The 15237-nt window shown below is 51.4% G+C and carries 12 protein-coding genes; 7 read left to right on the top strand and 5 right to left on the bottom strand.

Translation table 11 applies throughout. The features are described from left to right. The first annotated feature begins 38 nt into the window (after nucleotides 1-38). The gene (gyrB, locus tag O4H49_RS09300) at nucleotides 39-2492 is read left to right on the top strand and encodes a DNA topoisomerase (ATP-hydrolyzing) subunit B (protein ID WP_269423161.1); all 2454 of its coding nucleotides are present in this window, start codon (nucleotides 39-41) and stop codon (nucleotides 2490-2492) included. A gap of 170 nt (nucleotides 2493-2662) precedes the next feature. Then, nucleotides 2663-4765 carry a transglycosylase domain-containing protein gene (locus O4H49_RS09295; RefSeq protein ID WP_269423160.1) on the top strand — a complete coding sequence of 701 codons (2103 nt, stop codon included), beginning with the start codon at nucleotides 2663-2665 and terminating at the stop codon, nucleotides 4763-4765. Here the strand turns inward: O4H49_RS09295 and O4H49_RS09290 are convergent. Further along, nucleotides 4758-5987 carry a multidrug effflux MFS transporter gene (locus O4H49_RS09290; RefSeq protein ID WP_269423159.1) on the bottom strand — a complete coding sequence of 410 codons (1230 nt, stop codon included), beginning with the start codon at nucleotides 5985-5987 and terminating at the stop codon, nucleotides 4758-4760. The two genes, O4H49_RS09295 and O4H49_RS09290, sit on opposite strands and share 8 nt — an antisense overlap. Before the next feature lie 389 nt (nucleotides 5988-6376). Between O4H49_RS09290 and O4H49_RS09285 the strand changes: the two genes are divergently transcribed. Next, nucleotides 6377-7900, top strand: a complete 1524-nt coding sequence (locus O4H49_RS09285) for an SEL1-like repeat protein (protein WP_269423158.1) — start codon at nucleotides 6377-6379, stop codon at nucleotides 7898-7900. A 38-nt stretch (nucleotides 7901-7938) separates the two neighbouring features. Here O4H49_RS09285 and O4H49_RS09280 read toward each other — a convergent pair whose 3' ends face one another. Together O4H49_RS09280 and O4H49_RS09275 are read right to left on the bottom strand one after the other, a co-directional pair. Then, entirely contained in the window at nucleotides 7939-8661 is a 723-nt protein-coding gene (locus O4H49_RS09280) for a M48 family metallopeptidase (RefSeq protein WP_269423157.1), read from the bottom strand. Between the two features lie 62 nt (nucleotides 8662-8723). After that, entirely contained in the window at nucleotides 8724-9338 is a 615-nt protein-coding gene (locus O4H49_RS09275; RefSeq protein WP_269423156.1) for an SCO family protein, read from the bottom strand. Between the two features lie 336 nt (nucleotides 9339-9674). Between O4H49_RS09275 and O4H49_RS09270 the strand changes: the two genes are divergently transcribed. From O4H49_RS09270 to O4H49_RS09260, 3 genes are all read left to right on the top strand, one after another. Next, on the top strand, nucleotides 9675-10370 hold the full coding sequence (locus O4H49_RS09270; protein ID WP_269423155.1) for an EI24 domain-containing protein: 696 nt from the start codon (nucleotides 9675-9677) through the stop codon (nucleotides 10368-10370). 97 nt (nucleotides 10371-10467) lie between these two features. After that, nucleotides 10468-10914: a hypothetical protein gene (locus O4H49_RS09265; protein WP_269423154.1), complete on the top strand. Its 447-nt coding sequence runs from the start codon at nucleotides 10468-10470 to the stop codon at nucleotides 10912-10914. A gap of 194 nt (nucleotides 10915-11108) precedes the next feature. Beyond that, nucleotides 11109-11657, top strand: a complete 549-nt coding sequence (locus O4H49_RS09260) for a DUF2244 domain-containing protein (protein ID WP_269423153.1) — start codon at nucleotides 11109-11111, stop codon at nucleotides 11655-11657. Between the two features lie 78 nt (nucleotides 11658-11735). Here O4H49_RS09260 and O4H49_RS09255 read toward each other — a convergent pair whose 3' ends face one another. Further along, complete coding sequence (locus O4H49_RS09255) at nucleotides 11736-13088, bottom strand: uracil-xanthine permease family protein (RefSeq protein WP_269423152.1); 1353 nt, start codon at nucleotides 13086-13088, stop codon at nucleotides 11736-11738. A gap of 107 nt (nucleotides 13089-13195) precedes the next feature. On the opposite strand from O4H49_RS09255, the gene O4H49_RS09250 reads away from it, so the two are divergent. Beyond that, nucleotides 13196-14248: a cobalamin biosynthesis protein gene (locus tag O4H49_RS09250; RefSeq protein ID WP_269423151.1), complete on the top strand. Its 1053-nt coding sequence runs from the start codon at nucleotides 13196-13198 to the stop codon at nucleotides 14246-14248. A 74-nt stretch (nucleotides 14249-14322) separates the two neighbouring features. Here the strand turns inward: O4H49_RS09250 and O4H49_RS09245 are convergent, their stop codons facing one another. Further along, complete coding sequence (locus O4H49_RS09245) at nucleotides 14323-15027, bottom strand: lipid-binding SYLF domain-containing protein (protein ID WP_269423150.1); 705 nt, start codon at nucleotides 15025-15027, stop codon at nucleotides 14323-14325. Between the last annotated feature and the right edge of the window lie 210 nt (nucleotides 15028-15237).

The raw sequence follows: 15237 nt of genomic DNA, 5'->3' as shown, positions 1-15237 counted from the left end.
GATGCGACTGTTAAAGAACTTGGAAGAAAGTGGTAGAAATGACCGATAATGGCGATATGCAAAACCAGGAAAACGGTGGGGCCAACGCTGAATACGGCGCAGATTCCATCAAGGTACTGCGTGGCCTGGAAGCTGTCCGTAAACGTCCCGGTATGTATATCGGGGATACAGATGACGGCACGGGTCTGCACCACATGGTTTACGAAGTCGTTGACAACGCGATTGACGAGGCTCTGGCTGGCCACTGCGACACTGTCGGGGTAATCCTCAATGGTGATGGCTCTGTTACCGTACATGATAATGGTCGAGGTATTCCCGTAGATATCCATCACGAGGAAGGCGTTTCTGCTGCCGAAGTGATTATGACCCAGCTGCATGCCGGGGGGAAATTCGACCAGAACTCCTACAAGGTTTCCGGTGGTCTGCACGGGGTGGGGGTATCTGTTGTTAATGCGCTTTCAGTGAAACTGGAATTGCGGATTTTCCGCAATGATCAAGAACACTTCATGTCCTTTACCCATGGTGAAGCGGATGATCGCCTTGCTGTCGTCGGACCGGCAAATGGTCGGAAAGGGACGCATGTCACCTTCGTGCCGTCTACCGACACCTTTACCATGATCGAGTTTGACTACAGTACGCTTGAGCATCGTTTACGTGAGCTGGCTTTCCTGAACTCGGGTGTGCGCCTGACACTGAGTGATCATCGCCATGCAGAACCGAAAGAAACGGTTCTGTTCTATGAAGGTGGTCTCAAGGCGTTTGTAAAGTATCTCGACCGGACCAAAACGTCTCTTTTCGAAGATGTGGTCTACATGATTTCAGAGAAGGATGGCATCACGGTTGAGGTTGCGATGCAATGGACCGACAGCTATCACGAAAATACACTCTGTTTCACCAACAACATTCCGCAACGTGATGGCGGTACTCATATGGCCGGTTTCCGGGCGGCATTGACCCGGCAGATCAACACCTACGCCACAGCATCCGGCTTGATGAAAAAAGAAAAAGTCAGCCTTACAGGGGATGATGCCCGTGAAGGTCTGACCTGTGTCCTGTCCGTGAAGGTGCCTGATCCGAAGTTCTCAAGCCAGACCAAAGACAAACTGGTGTCTTCAGAAGTCCGGCCTGTGGTTGAAAATATCGTGAATGATCGTCTCGGTCAGTTCTTCGAAGAGCACCCAATGGAAGCCAAACGGATTGTGGGTAAGGTTGTTGAAGCCGCCGCCGCTCGTGAAGCTGCTCGTAAAGCCCGGGAATTGACCCGTCGCAAGGGCGCACTGGATATTTCCTCTCTGCCAGGGAAACTTGCTGACTGCCAGGAACGGGATCCGGCCCGTTCTGAACTGTTCCTGGTGGAGGGTGATTCTGCGGGTGGATCTGCAAAGCAGGGCCGGGATCGGGCGACCCAGGCCATTCTGCCATTGCGTGGGAAAATCCTGAACGTTGAACGTGCCCGTTTTGACAAGATGCTGTCATCCAATGAGATCGGAACCCTGATCACTGCATTGGGCACAAGTATCGGGCGCGACGAATTCAATATCGAGAAGCTGCGGTATCACAAGATTATCATCATGACCGATGCGGACGTTGATGGAAGTCACATCCGAACTTTGTTGCTTACGTTCTTCTATCGCCAGATGCCCGAGATTATTGAGCGGGGATATCTCTATATCGCGCAGCCACCGCTCTACCGTGCAAAGCGGGGCGATTCCATCCGGTATCTCAAGGATGACCGGATGATGGAAGCCTATCTGATCGAAAATGGTGTCAAGGATGCGACATTGATCACAAAAGATGGCGCACAGGTTGCCGGGGCAGATCTGACTGACGTGGTCACCCATGCTGTTGTTGCCCGTAACCTGATGGAACCGTTAATTCGCAAAGTCGGCAGCGTCGAGATGATCGAGCAGGCCACCATCATGGGCGCCTTGAATGAAACACTGTTGCGCGATGAAAGTCGTGCACAGGCTGTTGCAGAGAAGATTGCCGAGCGGATGAATGCCAATTTACCCGAGCTTCAGCGGGGCTGGCAGGCAGAAACCAATACGGTTGACGGGATCATGACCATGGTCAGGACTCTGCGCGGTCTGACCGAGCGCCGGCTTATTGATCTGAGCCTGGTGCGCACTGGCGAAGCACGTCGGTTGAATGGTATGGCGGAAGAAATGCAGGAGTTTTACTCTTCCAGCTCGACATACCGTGTGAAGGATAAGGATACGATGATTTCCGGGCCGAACGCGCTGGCAAATCTGGTCTTTGAGCTTGGCCGCAAGGGAATTAATGTATCCCGTTATAAAGGGCTGGGGGAAATGAACCCGGATCAGCTCTGGGAAACGACTCTTGATGCCAACGCCCGTACTCTTTTGCAGGTGAAGGTCGGACATAGCGATGAGGCTTCGGATATCTTTTCGACCCTTATGGGTGATGTCGTTGAGCCACGTCGTGAGTTTATCCAGACCAATGCGCTGGATGTATCTAATCTGGACGTTTGATTTTTCCGGAATTGAAATAGCAAAAGGTCGGGTTTAACGCCCGGCCTTTTGTTGTTTTCATCCTGATCGTTCGTTTTATGTCTACTGAGGCATGTAGGAAAGCAGATGGTCACGATCTTGACATCTTTCTGCCTATAGCCTGTAGAAATTGAATAGTTTATCAAGTGATCATGGCGACTGACAAAAAGACACCGAAGAAAAGAGTTTCTTCCAAAAGCGGGCAAACCCTGAAGGCTGATCCTTCGGGACGAACAACCACCTCTCGGAAACGGGTAAAGAAAACGGGGACTGCCACCCGAAAAGCTTCCCCTCGCCGTTCATCTGGTCGTAAGGGGATCTTTAAAACCCTGCTGACCTGGGCGTCGGTTGTTGCCATATGGGGTTTTATTTTCCTCGCTGGTGTTGTCGCCTGGTATGCCTGGGACTTGCCCGATGTTGGTGATATGGACCAGATATCCCGGCGTCCTTCTGTGACACTAATGTCGGAAGACGGTATTCGCCTGGCAAGTTATGGTGATCTCTATGGTGAGACACTCGAGGCATCAGAGATGTCCCGGTTCTTGCCTCAGGCGATTATTGCGATTGAGGATCGCCGTTTTTATGATCATTTTGGTATAGATGTTCTGGGCATTGTCCGTGCCAGCCTGGTCAATCTTAAAGCCGGGCGGATGGCGCATGGGGGCTCAACGATTACCCAGCAGCTGGCAAAAAATCTGTTTCTCAGTTCTGAACGCAGTCTGAAACGAAAGGTCCAGGAAGCCCTTCTGGCCATCTGGCTTGAACAAAAATTCACCAAAGACCAGATTCTTACGCTCTATATGAACCGGGTTTACTTCGGTGCAGGGACCTATGGCGTGGATGCTGCGGCCAAAATCTATTTTGGTCAGTCAGCCCGGAACCTGGGTCTTTATGAATCAGCGCTTATTGCCGGTCTGCTCAAGGCCCCTTCGCGGTATAATCCCACCAGCAGTGCATCAAAGGCAGAACGCCGGACAGAACTGGTGCTGGATGCGATGGTAGACGCTCGGTTCATTTCACCCGAGGAAGCAGCCAAAGCCAAGAAAAACCGGCCCACTCTTGGCGGAAATTCAAGTGACCAGGAAAGATTTTTTGCGGACTGGATCTTGTCCCAGGTTGATGACTATACCGGGGGATATAACGGCGATCTGATTGTTCACACGACCCTCAATACCCGTCATCAGCGGTTGGCGGAGAAACATATGGAACAGGTTCTGGCCGCGGCCCATGACCAGAGCAGGGTTGGTCAGGGCGCTTTGATCATCATGTCTCCGCAGGGAGCGGTCAGTGCCATGATCGGGGGAAGGGATTATCGGGCCAGCCAGTTTAACAGGGCAACACAAGCACTGAGGCAGCCGGGATCGGCTTTTAAATCTTTTGTTTTTCTGGCCGGGCTGGAAAGCGGGCTTTACCCGGACAGTCGTTTTGTCGATAAGCCAATAGCCGTGGGCAAGTGGAAACCTGGAAATTATAAAGATAAGTATTATGGTGATGTGACCCTTCGGGAAGCCTTTGCCCGCTCGATGAACTCGGTAGCGGTACAGGTTTCGCAACAGGTAGGACCAGGCAATGTAATCGAGGTGGCTAAACGGTTGGGTATAAGCTCTTCGCTTGATAATTCACCAGCTGTTGCGCTGGGGGTATCAGAGGTGACATTGCTGGAGTTGACCGGAAGTTATGCGGTTTTTGCCAATGGTGGTCAGGTGGTGCAACCACATGGCATTCTTGAGATCCAGAACGCTCAGGGGCAAAAATTGTATCGGCGCAGTGGAAGTGGTCTGGGGCAGGCAGTTCAACCTCGGCATGTTGCCATGATGAATGATATGATGAGTGCGACGGTGGCTTGGGGAACAGGCAAATCGGCACAGACCGGACGACCCGCCGCAGGTAAAACGGGGACAACTCAAAGCAATCGAGATGCTCTTTTTATCGGTTATACCCCCACGACTGTCGCGGGGGTATGGTTCGGGAATGATGATGGCAGTGCGATGAAGGGTGTGACCGGCGGAACCCTTCCAGCAAGTGTTTGGGGCGGCTTGATCAAGGAGATTGAGCAAGGTCAACCGGTCGCTCAACTCCCACAGAATGCGCCTTCAAATGTTGTGGAAGAAAAAATTGAGGAGGTTGGCGGGTTCTTGCAGAATTTGTTTGGTCGTCTGAAGTCAGGTCAAAGTGGAAACGAGAGTACTGAAAAGCCGAGCAGTCATGCTCCTGACGCAGGAAAAAATCAGCGCGGGACAGCTCAATTTAAATAGCAGGGGTTTTGGGGGTTTCAACGACTTCGAGTTTATGGGGATGGATCAGGAACACATAGGATGCAAATGCCATTGCTGTAACACCGGCAAGAGCTGCCGTCATGCTCAGTGCCGTTCCGTCGTTATAAGAGCTGATCAGAACACCAACACCTGAAGCAAAGATCATCTGGATAAAACCCATTAGCGCAGAAGCCGATCCGGCAATCCGGGGGAAGGGCGCAAGGGCAGCAGCCATATTGTTCGGGAAGGTCAGGCCCGCCCCGATTGTAAAGATGGCAAAGGGTCCAATAATACTGAGAACCCCGAATTCTCCATACAAGGAGAGTCCCACAGCAGCCAGGCCCCCGGCAAAGCTGATGCTAGAGCCGATCATAATCATTCGATGGAGCCCAAATCGAAGTGTGAGTTGAGCAGAAAGAAAAGTTCCGGTCATATAGCCCACAACTATGACGGCAAAGTATAACCCGAAGACATCGGGGGACAGGCCAAGCTGATCGATAAGGACGAAAGGCGAGCCGGAAATGAAACAGAAAATACCAGAAAAGCTTCCCGTGGATATCAGAACATAGCCCATATACCGTGTGTTGCCGAGCAAGCCGAGATAGTTCCGGACCAGGCGGGGGAGTTGCATGGCTTCCATGTTCAGATCCAGATTGGTTTCCGGCAGGCGGAACAGCAGCCATATCAGTGCAAGACTGCAGAAACCCGATAGAGCCAGAAAGTTGGCTCTCCAGCCGAAAAGGATTTCGATCTGTCCACCGATAATGGGACCGACAGCAGGGGCCAGCGCCATGGCCATTCCCATCCAGGACATAATACGGGCAGCTTCGTCACGTTGATACACGTCGCGCACGATTGTTCGGCTTAGAACTGGGCCCGCGCAGGCACCCAGTGCCTGAACGAAACGTAACGCGATCAGTTCCCCTATTGTGCTGGAGAAGGTGCAGGCCAAAGAGGCCAGCAGATACAGAAACAGAGCGCCAATAAAGACAGGACGGCGCCCAAAGCGATCGGACAGCGGCCCATAAATCAGCTGACTCGTGGCAAACCCGAGCAGAAAAACTGACAGGGTCAGCTGAATATCTGCCTGACTCGCACGGAGATCAGTAGCTATGCTGGGCAGGGAAGGAAGATAGAGATCCGTTGAAATTGGTCCCAGCGCCATAAGGAAAATCAGAAGAGCAATGAAGAGACGGCTTTCCGTTTCCTTGTTTGAAGGCATGGTCCGGGTACTTTCTGGATGGGAATTTAAAATGTCGTGTTTGCGTTGTTATAGTCTGCGACTGGGGAAAATGCATTTATTTCTTGTGAAATCGGGGTTCTGCGAGAAGAAAAACAATGAATAATGACTGTATTGAGGATTCTGATGAAGTCTGGGGTCCTGATTTTGATTCTGATTTTGCACGGTCTCTGCGGTGCAAAGGTTCCTTGATCAAGGAGACACTATTTTCCAAATCTTGGGAATACCGCCGGGTATCCGTTGTGACCTTACTGGATAACGAATGCTGCTAAAGAACCTGCAGCACATTTTTGACAAATTCCAATGTCTATACTGACGAAGAACTCTACCGAGATCTTATAAAGTCCGGCTTTTAGTGTAAGGCATCAAAAATGAAGACATTCCGCCAGCTCTGTGCAACGGCTGTGATGATTCTGGGAATTCTACTGGTCAGTTTCCCAGCAAGTGCTCAGAACTTTGAGGAGGCGATGGGGCATTTTGAAAACGGTGATTATGCTGTGGCATATCAAGGGTTTTCAGCAAGTGCTGCTACTGGACATCGGGATGCACAATTCATGCTGGGTTATGTCTATTCCAAAGGTTTCGGGGCGCCCCAGGATTATGTCGAAGCTCATAAATGGTTCAATCTGGCGGCAGCTCAGGGGGACCGGGAAGCTGGCCGGGCGAGAGACAAGCTTGTTGCGGCAATGACAGCAGAGCAGGTGTCGCTGGCTCAAAAGCTGGCACAGGAATGGAAAGCGGTTACCCTGGACGAGGCAGGGAAAAGTTCAAAGAACACGGATACGGCTGCAACCACAGAAGATGAACCGGTTCTTGTCTGGTCTGCGCCCCCTGGCGAGAGTACACCATTAGATCGGGAAGAAAAACGAACCCTTCAAAGTCTGTTAAAGGCTTTAGGCTATGACCCGGGACCTCTTGATGGTCTGCCCGGGGACAGGACACGGCAGGCTATTCGCAGTTATCAGGCTGATTTCGGATTGGAAATAGATGGTTTGGTGCAGCGGGCTCTTCTGGATGAGTTGCGCAGCCGAAATCAAGGGAAAATATCTTCTGAAACAGAGGTACCTTCTTCTTCCAAGGCGACTTTTGAAGCTGTCGACAAAGAGAAAATTCTGGTGGATCAGCTTAGAAAACTTGTGAACGATGGTAGTAAGACAGCCTTGCCGGAAGAGGTTTACCAACAAAGAATCTCGGCATTGCTTCAAGAATATGATCGTCCATGGTCCCTTCGGGTTTTCTTCGACAATTTTATTGACGGTGATTTTGTCCAAAACCCTGAATGGAGTGTTGAATCCGGAGATTTCGAGGTCCGCAGCAGGGATTACCTCTTTACCTCTGTTCCTGTGCCTCGTACATCATCTTCTTCTGGGGAAACATCCACCGGGGAAAAAAGTACTACTCAAAAAGCGGTCGGACTGTTTTCGGGAATTTTTTCGAAAGCCCTTCAACCTGAAGAGAGGGTCGGGCAGTACACCGGCTATGCAGAAATCTATAATGCATCCCCGATTCCAGGGAGTTTTTCTGTTAGAATTAACCTGAATGGCCTTTTGGATGGTGGTCGCCTGGTTACAGGTGTTTACCAGGGTGGCGCGCGCATTAATGGGTATAAACTGGCCTATCAGACCGGAGCGACAAGTCGAATAGAGCTGCTCGCCACAACTTCCAGCGGTCAGGAGACAATCGGTTCTATAGCCTTGGCAGAGAGCTTGACCGGTATTGGCCACAGTCTTGAATTCAACCGGAACCGAGAAGGTTTGATGGACGTGGTTCTGGATGATCAGAAGCTTTTTTCTGTCACTGATACCAGACTGGCGGGCGATTTCGATGGCCTGCTTATTGGTAACCATGCTGGCGATTTTCGTATCGTGGAAATCGAGGTCTACGGAGAGCCTTGATCAGGAAAAACCGGGGTTACAAAGCAGGGATTACAAAGTTATCCATAGGCTAGCAATCGGGAACCATGTTGTTTGAGCCAGTGTTGGGACGTTTTCCGGCTTGTGGTTAGCTGATCAACAAGACCCCAGAAATCAGAGCTGTGATTCATATGCACAAGATGAGCAACCTCGTGGGCGACCACGTAATCGAGAACAGCTTCTGGGGTAAATATAAGCCGCCAGGAAAAATTCAGATTGCCACTTGATGAACAGCTTCCCCAGCGACTGGTCGTATCCTTGATCCGTATGCCGGTAATTTTTTTTTCAATCTTTGCTGATTTTTCCCTGGCCCGAAGATTGATCTCATACCTGACTTCTTCTTTGAGAAAGTCGCGGACTCTACGCGGGAGGTGCTCTTCATGAGATTTGATGAAAAGCTGTTCAGATTCAAGCCAGGCTGCCCCCTTGTTCCTGTTTGCCGCGGTACCAGGCTCTATTCTGGTGATCCTGTGATCCTTGCCCAGGATTGGAATTGTCATGCCGTGATGGTAGGCGGGGATTTCGGGGTGTTTTTCTAGCCTGCGGGCAATCCAGTCGTGCTGGCGTGAAACAAAATCGAGGATCTCCTGAAGGGGATAGTCCGGGGGCGAGACCACCTTTACAGCATTTTCTCCGGTGATCAGGCGTAAGGATAGCTTGCGGGATGCCGGATGGGATTGAATCCGGACATCAAGCTCTTTTCCATTAATTCTGGTTCGATGTGAGGAACTCTGTTTTGCCATGGCTAGAGAGTAACGTTCCGCAGGTTCCCAGACAAGAGAACCTGCGGGACGGTCTTGCCGTATTACTTCTTAAGGATCTCCAGCAGGGATGCGGCCATGACTTCACCATTGGTGCCGTGGGAATAATGTTTCACATAAACACCATCCGGACCCATCAGATAGGTGATGGAGGAGTGATCCATCAGATAGTCGCTTGATTCCTCGGCCTCTGCTTTTTGGTAAAACACCTTATAGCTCTTTGCTGCAGCAGACACCTGTTCCAGACTCCCGGTCAAGCCAACCATGGTTGGATAAAAGTGACCTACATAGTCCTTGAGCGCCGAGACGGTATCTCTTTCGGGATCCACGGTGATAAAAACCGGGACGACAAGCCCGGCAAGCTCCGGATCCTTTGCTTCAACAATATCCATTGCATCGGACAAGAGGGTCAAAGAGGTTGGGCAGACGTCTGGACAGAAGGTATAGCCAAAGTAAATCAGCATGTATTTACCCTCGAAATCTTTTTCCGTAACGGCTTTACCGGTATGGGTGACCAGCGAGAACGGGCCGCCAATCAGGGACCGGGCATTATTTGAAGAAGACTTGTTGAGATAGTTCATGCCCAGAAAGACCGCTGCTGCAACAATCAGGGCCAAGGCAATAACAAATACAGAGCGTGATAGAAAACTGGTTGGCATGAGCATATCCCGCGGGTGGTTGAATTGGTGAGATTGTCTTTTGTTCTAACGGGTAGGAAACTGGAAAACAATGGTTTCTCTCCATCACAACTGCGTCGGTACTTGCGACATAAGCGCCCGGTTTGATTGGGACTGCAAGATAAGGGCGTGCCGTTTGATCCGAAGTGTCGGCCGGCCTTGATAATCGGTTGGCGTTCGGTTACCGGATCGCGTCTTGAAAAAGTCGCGTTTCCCCCTTATTAAAAAAGAAAGCATCCGGGGGAGGCCAATCAGGGTATTGTTCTGGTATGGCTGGTCTCGCCAAATCTGAATTCTCAATAAATGGAAGCAGCCTTCATGTTCAGTGATCTTTCGAAAGCATTTGGTCAGACAGGTGATCCCGCCTTCCGGCGCGTGTTCTTTATTTCTGCTGCAGCTTCTCTGGTTGTGTTTGCTCTTCTCTGGATTGCTGCAGGATACGCGGTCGGTTTGCTTGATGATCAGATTGTACAGTGGTCAGAATCAGGTGGGTGGTTTACATCCATTCTGGTTTGGGGGGCCGAACTGATCTCCTGGCTTGGCGTCGTGGTCCTGAGCTTTCTGCTCTTCCCCTCCGTTATGTTGGTCATTATTCCCTTTTTCCTCGAGGACATCGCCCGGGCTGTCGAAAGCAAACACTATCCACAGCTTGACGCCGGACGGGAACCGCCTTTGGGCGAGACGATATGGGGAAGTCTGTCTTTTCTGGGAATTACCTTGCTGGTAAATATCCTTGCCTTGCCGCTTTATCTTCTGCCGGGTGTGAATCTGATTTTGTTTTATGTGATCAACGGCTACCTTCTGGGGCGGGAATATTTTGAAATGGTTGCTTTGCGCCGCTTTGCGCTGGCAGAAGTCAAAACCCTTCGCCGGAAGTATCGTGGGCGGGTCGTTCTGGCTGGTTTCGTTCTGGCTTTCCTTCTGACGGTGCCTGTCCTGAACATTGTCATGCCAATCTGGGCGACAGCTTTTATGCTTCATCGCTTCGAAAACTTCCGGCAGCTAGAGGCATGAGGGTATTAACCTTCTCATGACTTATCCTTTCAAGATCCTGATTGTTTTTCTTGTTCTCACCAGCTTATCGGCCTGTGGAAAATCAAGACCGAACAGAGTGCTCAAAATAACCGAGCTTCCACCTGCAACCTCTGTTGACAGGACGCAAGGGTCTGTTGCCGGGGAGACAGGTCGTGTTGATGGCAAATCGAGTAAGCCAGAGGCAGAAGCAGAAACATCGGTCACGGGCGATATCGGTCCAGAGGGGGAAGAACTGGCGTCCCTGCCTCCGGAAAAAGCTAAGCCGGAGCTGGAAGTCGATGACAATCCGGAACAGCTGATCGGACTTGATGCTGCTGGTCTTGAGGAGTTGCTCGGCACGCCAAAACTTATTCGGCAGGAAAGTCCCGCGGAAATTTGGCAATATAATGCTGCCGACTGCGTGCTGGATCTGGTGTTTTATGATGCCCTGACCAGCTATGTTGAAGCGCGCAATGCGGCGGTTCAGCCAATGGATAAACGCAGTTGTTTCCGAAGCCTGTTGCTGGCGCGCCAAAGACCCTGACGGATGTCACGCCCCAAAGCTGCTGTAAACCCGGGTTCACGGTCGGACTTACAGAAAGTGTATCGGGGGAGGTAATCAGACCCTCTCTGATCACAGTTTCGCGATCCTGATCATGATGATTTATTGTCGAGGGGCGAAGTCGGTTATTGTTTCAGTTATAATCTGAACGACCAGGTGAACCGGGTAGAACCAAGATGCTTTCCAAAGACTGGAGTCATGCTGGCCCTGGAGGTAGAGGACCTGCAACAGCGGAAAACAGGAATGAAGCTGTTCTCTTTCAGGCGTTGTTACAGCCAAACCGGAGTCTGAGTCCTCGAGGATTCCGTTATCTGATGGGTTTTGTGATTGCCTCAGTCGTGTTGTCTGGAACCGGGTTCATGCTGGCAGGAGCCTGGCCTGTACTTGGTTTTCTCGGTCTGGATGTTGCCCTTGTCTATTTTGCTTTTCGCCTGAGTTATCGCTCTGGCAGCGGTTATGAAACCGTACAGGTTACTGCCGATGATCTGATCGTCACAAAAGTCAGCCACTGGGGGACACGCAGTTGCACGAGGTTTCAGCCCTATTGGCTCAGAGTTTCGTTTGATCGCTCTGAAAACGCTGAAGGGCGGCTGATCCTTTCTTCACATGGACGCAGTGTCGTGCTGGGAGAGTTTTTGGCACCTGGCGAAAGAGAAGAACTGGCTTTGGCTTTACAGGCAACTCTTTTGCCTTTGCAAGACCCAGCGGGGGCGTCTCTGCTTTAAAAGCACGTGAGGCCGAACCTATGTCCGGCCTCACGATTAAGATCCTGCAGTTTTTCCGGGATGTTCTCCCCAAAAAAGCTATCCGAGTGATTTATCACTGTCTCCTGCGGTCTCTTTTCCTGGAAGGATCAGATGCATGGTAATCCCGGCCAGCGTTGCAAAGGCCATGGAGGAGAGCGTTGCCCACTGCCCAATCGGGAGCTCGGCCCCACCAATACCCAGCACCAGAATAACAGAAGTGATCAGCAGATTGCGTTTTTCATTGAGGTCGACCTTGCCTTCTATGAGCGTCCGCAGTCCTGACGAGGCGATCACACCAAACAGGGCGATGGCGATTCCACCCATTACCGGGACGGGTATGGAACTGACCAGCGCAGAGATCTTGCCGATAAAACCGAGCGAGAGGGCGAGGACAGCAGCCCCTGCGATGACATAGACAGAATAAATTCTGGTAATGGCCAGAACACCGATGTTTTCTCCGTAAGTCGTATTGGGCGGGCCACCAAGAAGTGAGGCAAAGAGAGTGGCAATTCCATCGCCGGCAAGTGATCTGTCCAACCCTGGTTTACGCAGAAAATTCCGGCCGACAACACGGGAAAGCACCATCTGATCACCAATGTGTTCGGCAATAGTCACCAGCGCGACGGGGACCAGGAGTGGCAGGACAAACCAGGGCAGTCCTTCGGCAAAAACAGCAGGGAAGAAAGTAAAGTCCGGAACGGCGATCCAGTTGCTTGAGGCTATTGGCGAGAGGTTTACCATGCCAAGGGTCAATGCGAGAATATACCCGCAGATAATACCCAGCAGAATGGGAATGATGCTGAAAATCCCCTTGAAGGCGAGAGAAAAGAGAAGCGTCATCACCAGGGTGAAGAGCGCAACCGAGAGGTTGAGTGCACTGTAGTCATCGCCTGCTCCCTTGGTTGCCATACCAATGGCGATAGGAGCCAGCCCGAGACCAATAACCATGATAACAGGGCCGACCACGACTGGCGGCAGGATTTTCATCAACCAGCTTACACCAAAAAAGCGGATGAGAATGGCAACGGCGATATAAACCAGACCAGCACAGAATGCACCAAACATTGCACCGGGCAACCCGGCGGCGACGGCGGCAGAAATCAACGGCGCGATGAAGGCAAAGGATGATCCAAGATAGGCTGGAATCCGGAATCCGGTGATGCAGAGATAAAGCAAGGTCCCGCCACCGGACGTAATCAGGGCAATGGCTGTACTTAAACCTGTTGCGTCAGGATCATTGGCAAGAATACCGCCGGTAACAAGATAGGGCACAAGTACTGTTGCCCCAAACATGGCGCAGAGGTGTTGCAGGCTCAACAGGCCCCAAAGTTTAACAGAAGGTTTGTCTTCTACATCAAGCACGGCATTGTTATTTACGCCGGTAGCGATAGTGGTATTTGAACTCGTCATGTGATCCCCGGTTATTGGTCCCGATTTATGTCCTGGATTTTAATCCGCCGTTTTAATCGGGGATCAATTGACCCATCCAGATGCTTTTTGCAAGTCCGGGCTTCCCCTTGACCCAAAATCAGACGATGATCGGTCAAGAGAACTTTGCTCTGTTTTATGAGGACGTTATCACGGTGCCGGGTGTATTTGGTTCAGCAGAACCCCTGTTTCTTCTGCTCTTTGCCTTTGGACTAGAGGCTCTTTATGGCGGGATTTTGCGCCTGGAAGACTGGTTGCCCCGTCCTCGCAAGGTGATGGGGCTTGTCATTGTCAGGCTTGATCGGGCACTGAATAACTCCCGTAGCAGCGCGGCTGGACAAAAACAACCGGGCCAGGGGGCTGTCACCCAACTGGTCAACGGGGCGACCAGTCTTTTCCTTCTTGGCGGTCTGGCAGCTCTGGCAGGGTATGGACTGTCCTTTATTAGCCGCAATGCACCATTTCTTTGGTTGATCGAGGTGGTGCTGATTGCACTTTGTCTGGACAATCGTTCGCATCAGGTCCGTTTAAACCGGGTACGAAAAGCTCTGGCGTTGAATAGCCTGATCACCGTACGTGGCGAACTCTATCCTCTTGTGTCCAGCTGGTTCCGGATTAATGACCTTGAACGGCTCCAGGGGAGCGGGTTGGCTGCAACGGCTGTTGGCGGCATGGCGCGCGGCTTTGTCGAGGGCTTTGTCGCCCCGGCTTTCTGGTATGGTTTACTCGGTTTGCCTGGCTTGTTTGTCCAGCAGGCGGTTTACCAGGGCACGCGGTTTTATCGACAACGGCAGCTTCAGGCGCCGCTCGAACGGAATTTCGGTAAGCCTTTTACCGGAATGGATCATGTCTTGATGGCTTTACCTGATGCCTTAACGGCGCTCTTGTTTATTCTGGCTGCATTTTTCGTTCCTGGCACGGCCATAGGTCAAGCCATCCGGCGCTGCTGGAGCAGCCATCGGCTTGCAGATGCTGCTTTGGGTGGAGCGCTTAATTTCCAGCCGGATCAGCCTGGAGAGGAAAAGGCGGAGAAGGGGCATCGCCGCAAAGATCTGGAGAGAGCCAGCCTGATTGTTATCATCTCGGGAATACTGGCGGTTGGTCTGATCGCAGGTGTCGTACTGCTGCGGTATGCCCTTTAAAGATCAAGTGTACGTATCTGGTTTGGAGCAGCTTTATCAATAACTGGAAAGAGCTGCTCCAGATAGAGTTATGTCTACTGTGGCAGGGCTGCCCGCAGTTTATCTGCGTGGCTATTCGAGAAAGCCCGTTCAATGGTGATGCCCCGCGGTGCAGCTCCGGCACCGTAATAACTGCTGTTATAACTTTCACGGGTAAAGAGCTTGGCTCCTTCGAAGGCACCGCCGCCAAACAGACCAACCGAGCTGGAGAAAGCATAGACGTCAACATCAAGATTGGCTGTGGTCGAAGCTTCCACTCCGGCCCCAAAAGGGCCAACTGCAAGACTGAGATCCCCGCCAAATTTGACTTCGCTGTCAAGAATGGCTTCGACTGCCCCGGCATTCATCAGGGTAAAGACGACTTCTGAAACTTCCCCGCCTATCTGCAAACCGATACTCCCCGCTGCCAAGGTATAGAAAGCGGGATAGCTCCAGGTACCATCAGCACCTTTGACAAGCAGCACGCCAGATCCACCTTCGCCCCCGATAAAAAACCCGGCTTTAACCAGCTGGGGAATAATAAGAATGCCATGAGCCTTGCCAGCGAATTCCTTGAGCTTGGCATAATCGGGGTTGCTCAGAAGTTTTTCGAGGCTGTAACGGGATGCGGCAACCAGCTGTTCAGCATCACTTGCCGCTTTTGCTGTATTAAAGGAAAACAGGGTGGCGAAAGCAGTGGTGATGATCGCAAGTCTCAAGAAACTGGCTGGGAAGAAAGCCCGGGCGAGGCTCAAGGTCATTGTATTCTCCTGAATATTCTTTTGGCTCGAAAGGTAAGCCTGAATGAAGGTATGGTTAAATCTGCACAGCAGTATCGCAGGAAAAGCGGTGAAAAGGCAGAGACATTTTAGGGACCATAGCCTAGTTTGAATATTATTGAGTGAGAAAAATCTGCAAACGGGTCGATTAATCAAGACTTCCAGTCTCTACTGCCAAGCAGGATCTGGCTG

The sequence above is a fragment of the Kiloniella laminariae genome, from assembly GCF_027214005.1.
Lineage (GTDB): Bacteria > Pseudomonadota > Alphaproteobacteria > Kiloniellales > Kiloniellaceae > Kiloniella > Kiloniella laminariae_A.
Note: the sequence above shows the minus strand (reverse complement) of the source record. Positions and strands in the feature narration are given on the sequence as shown.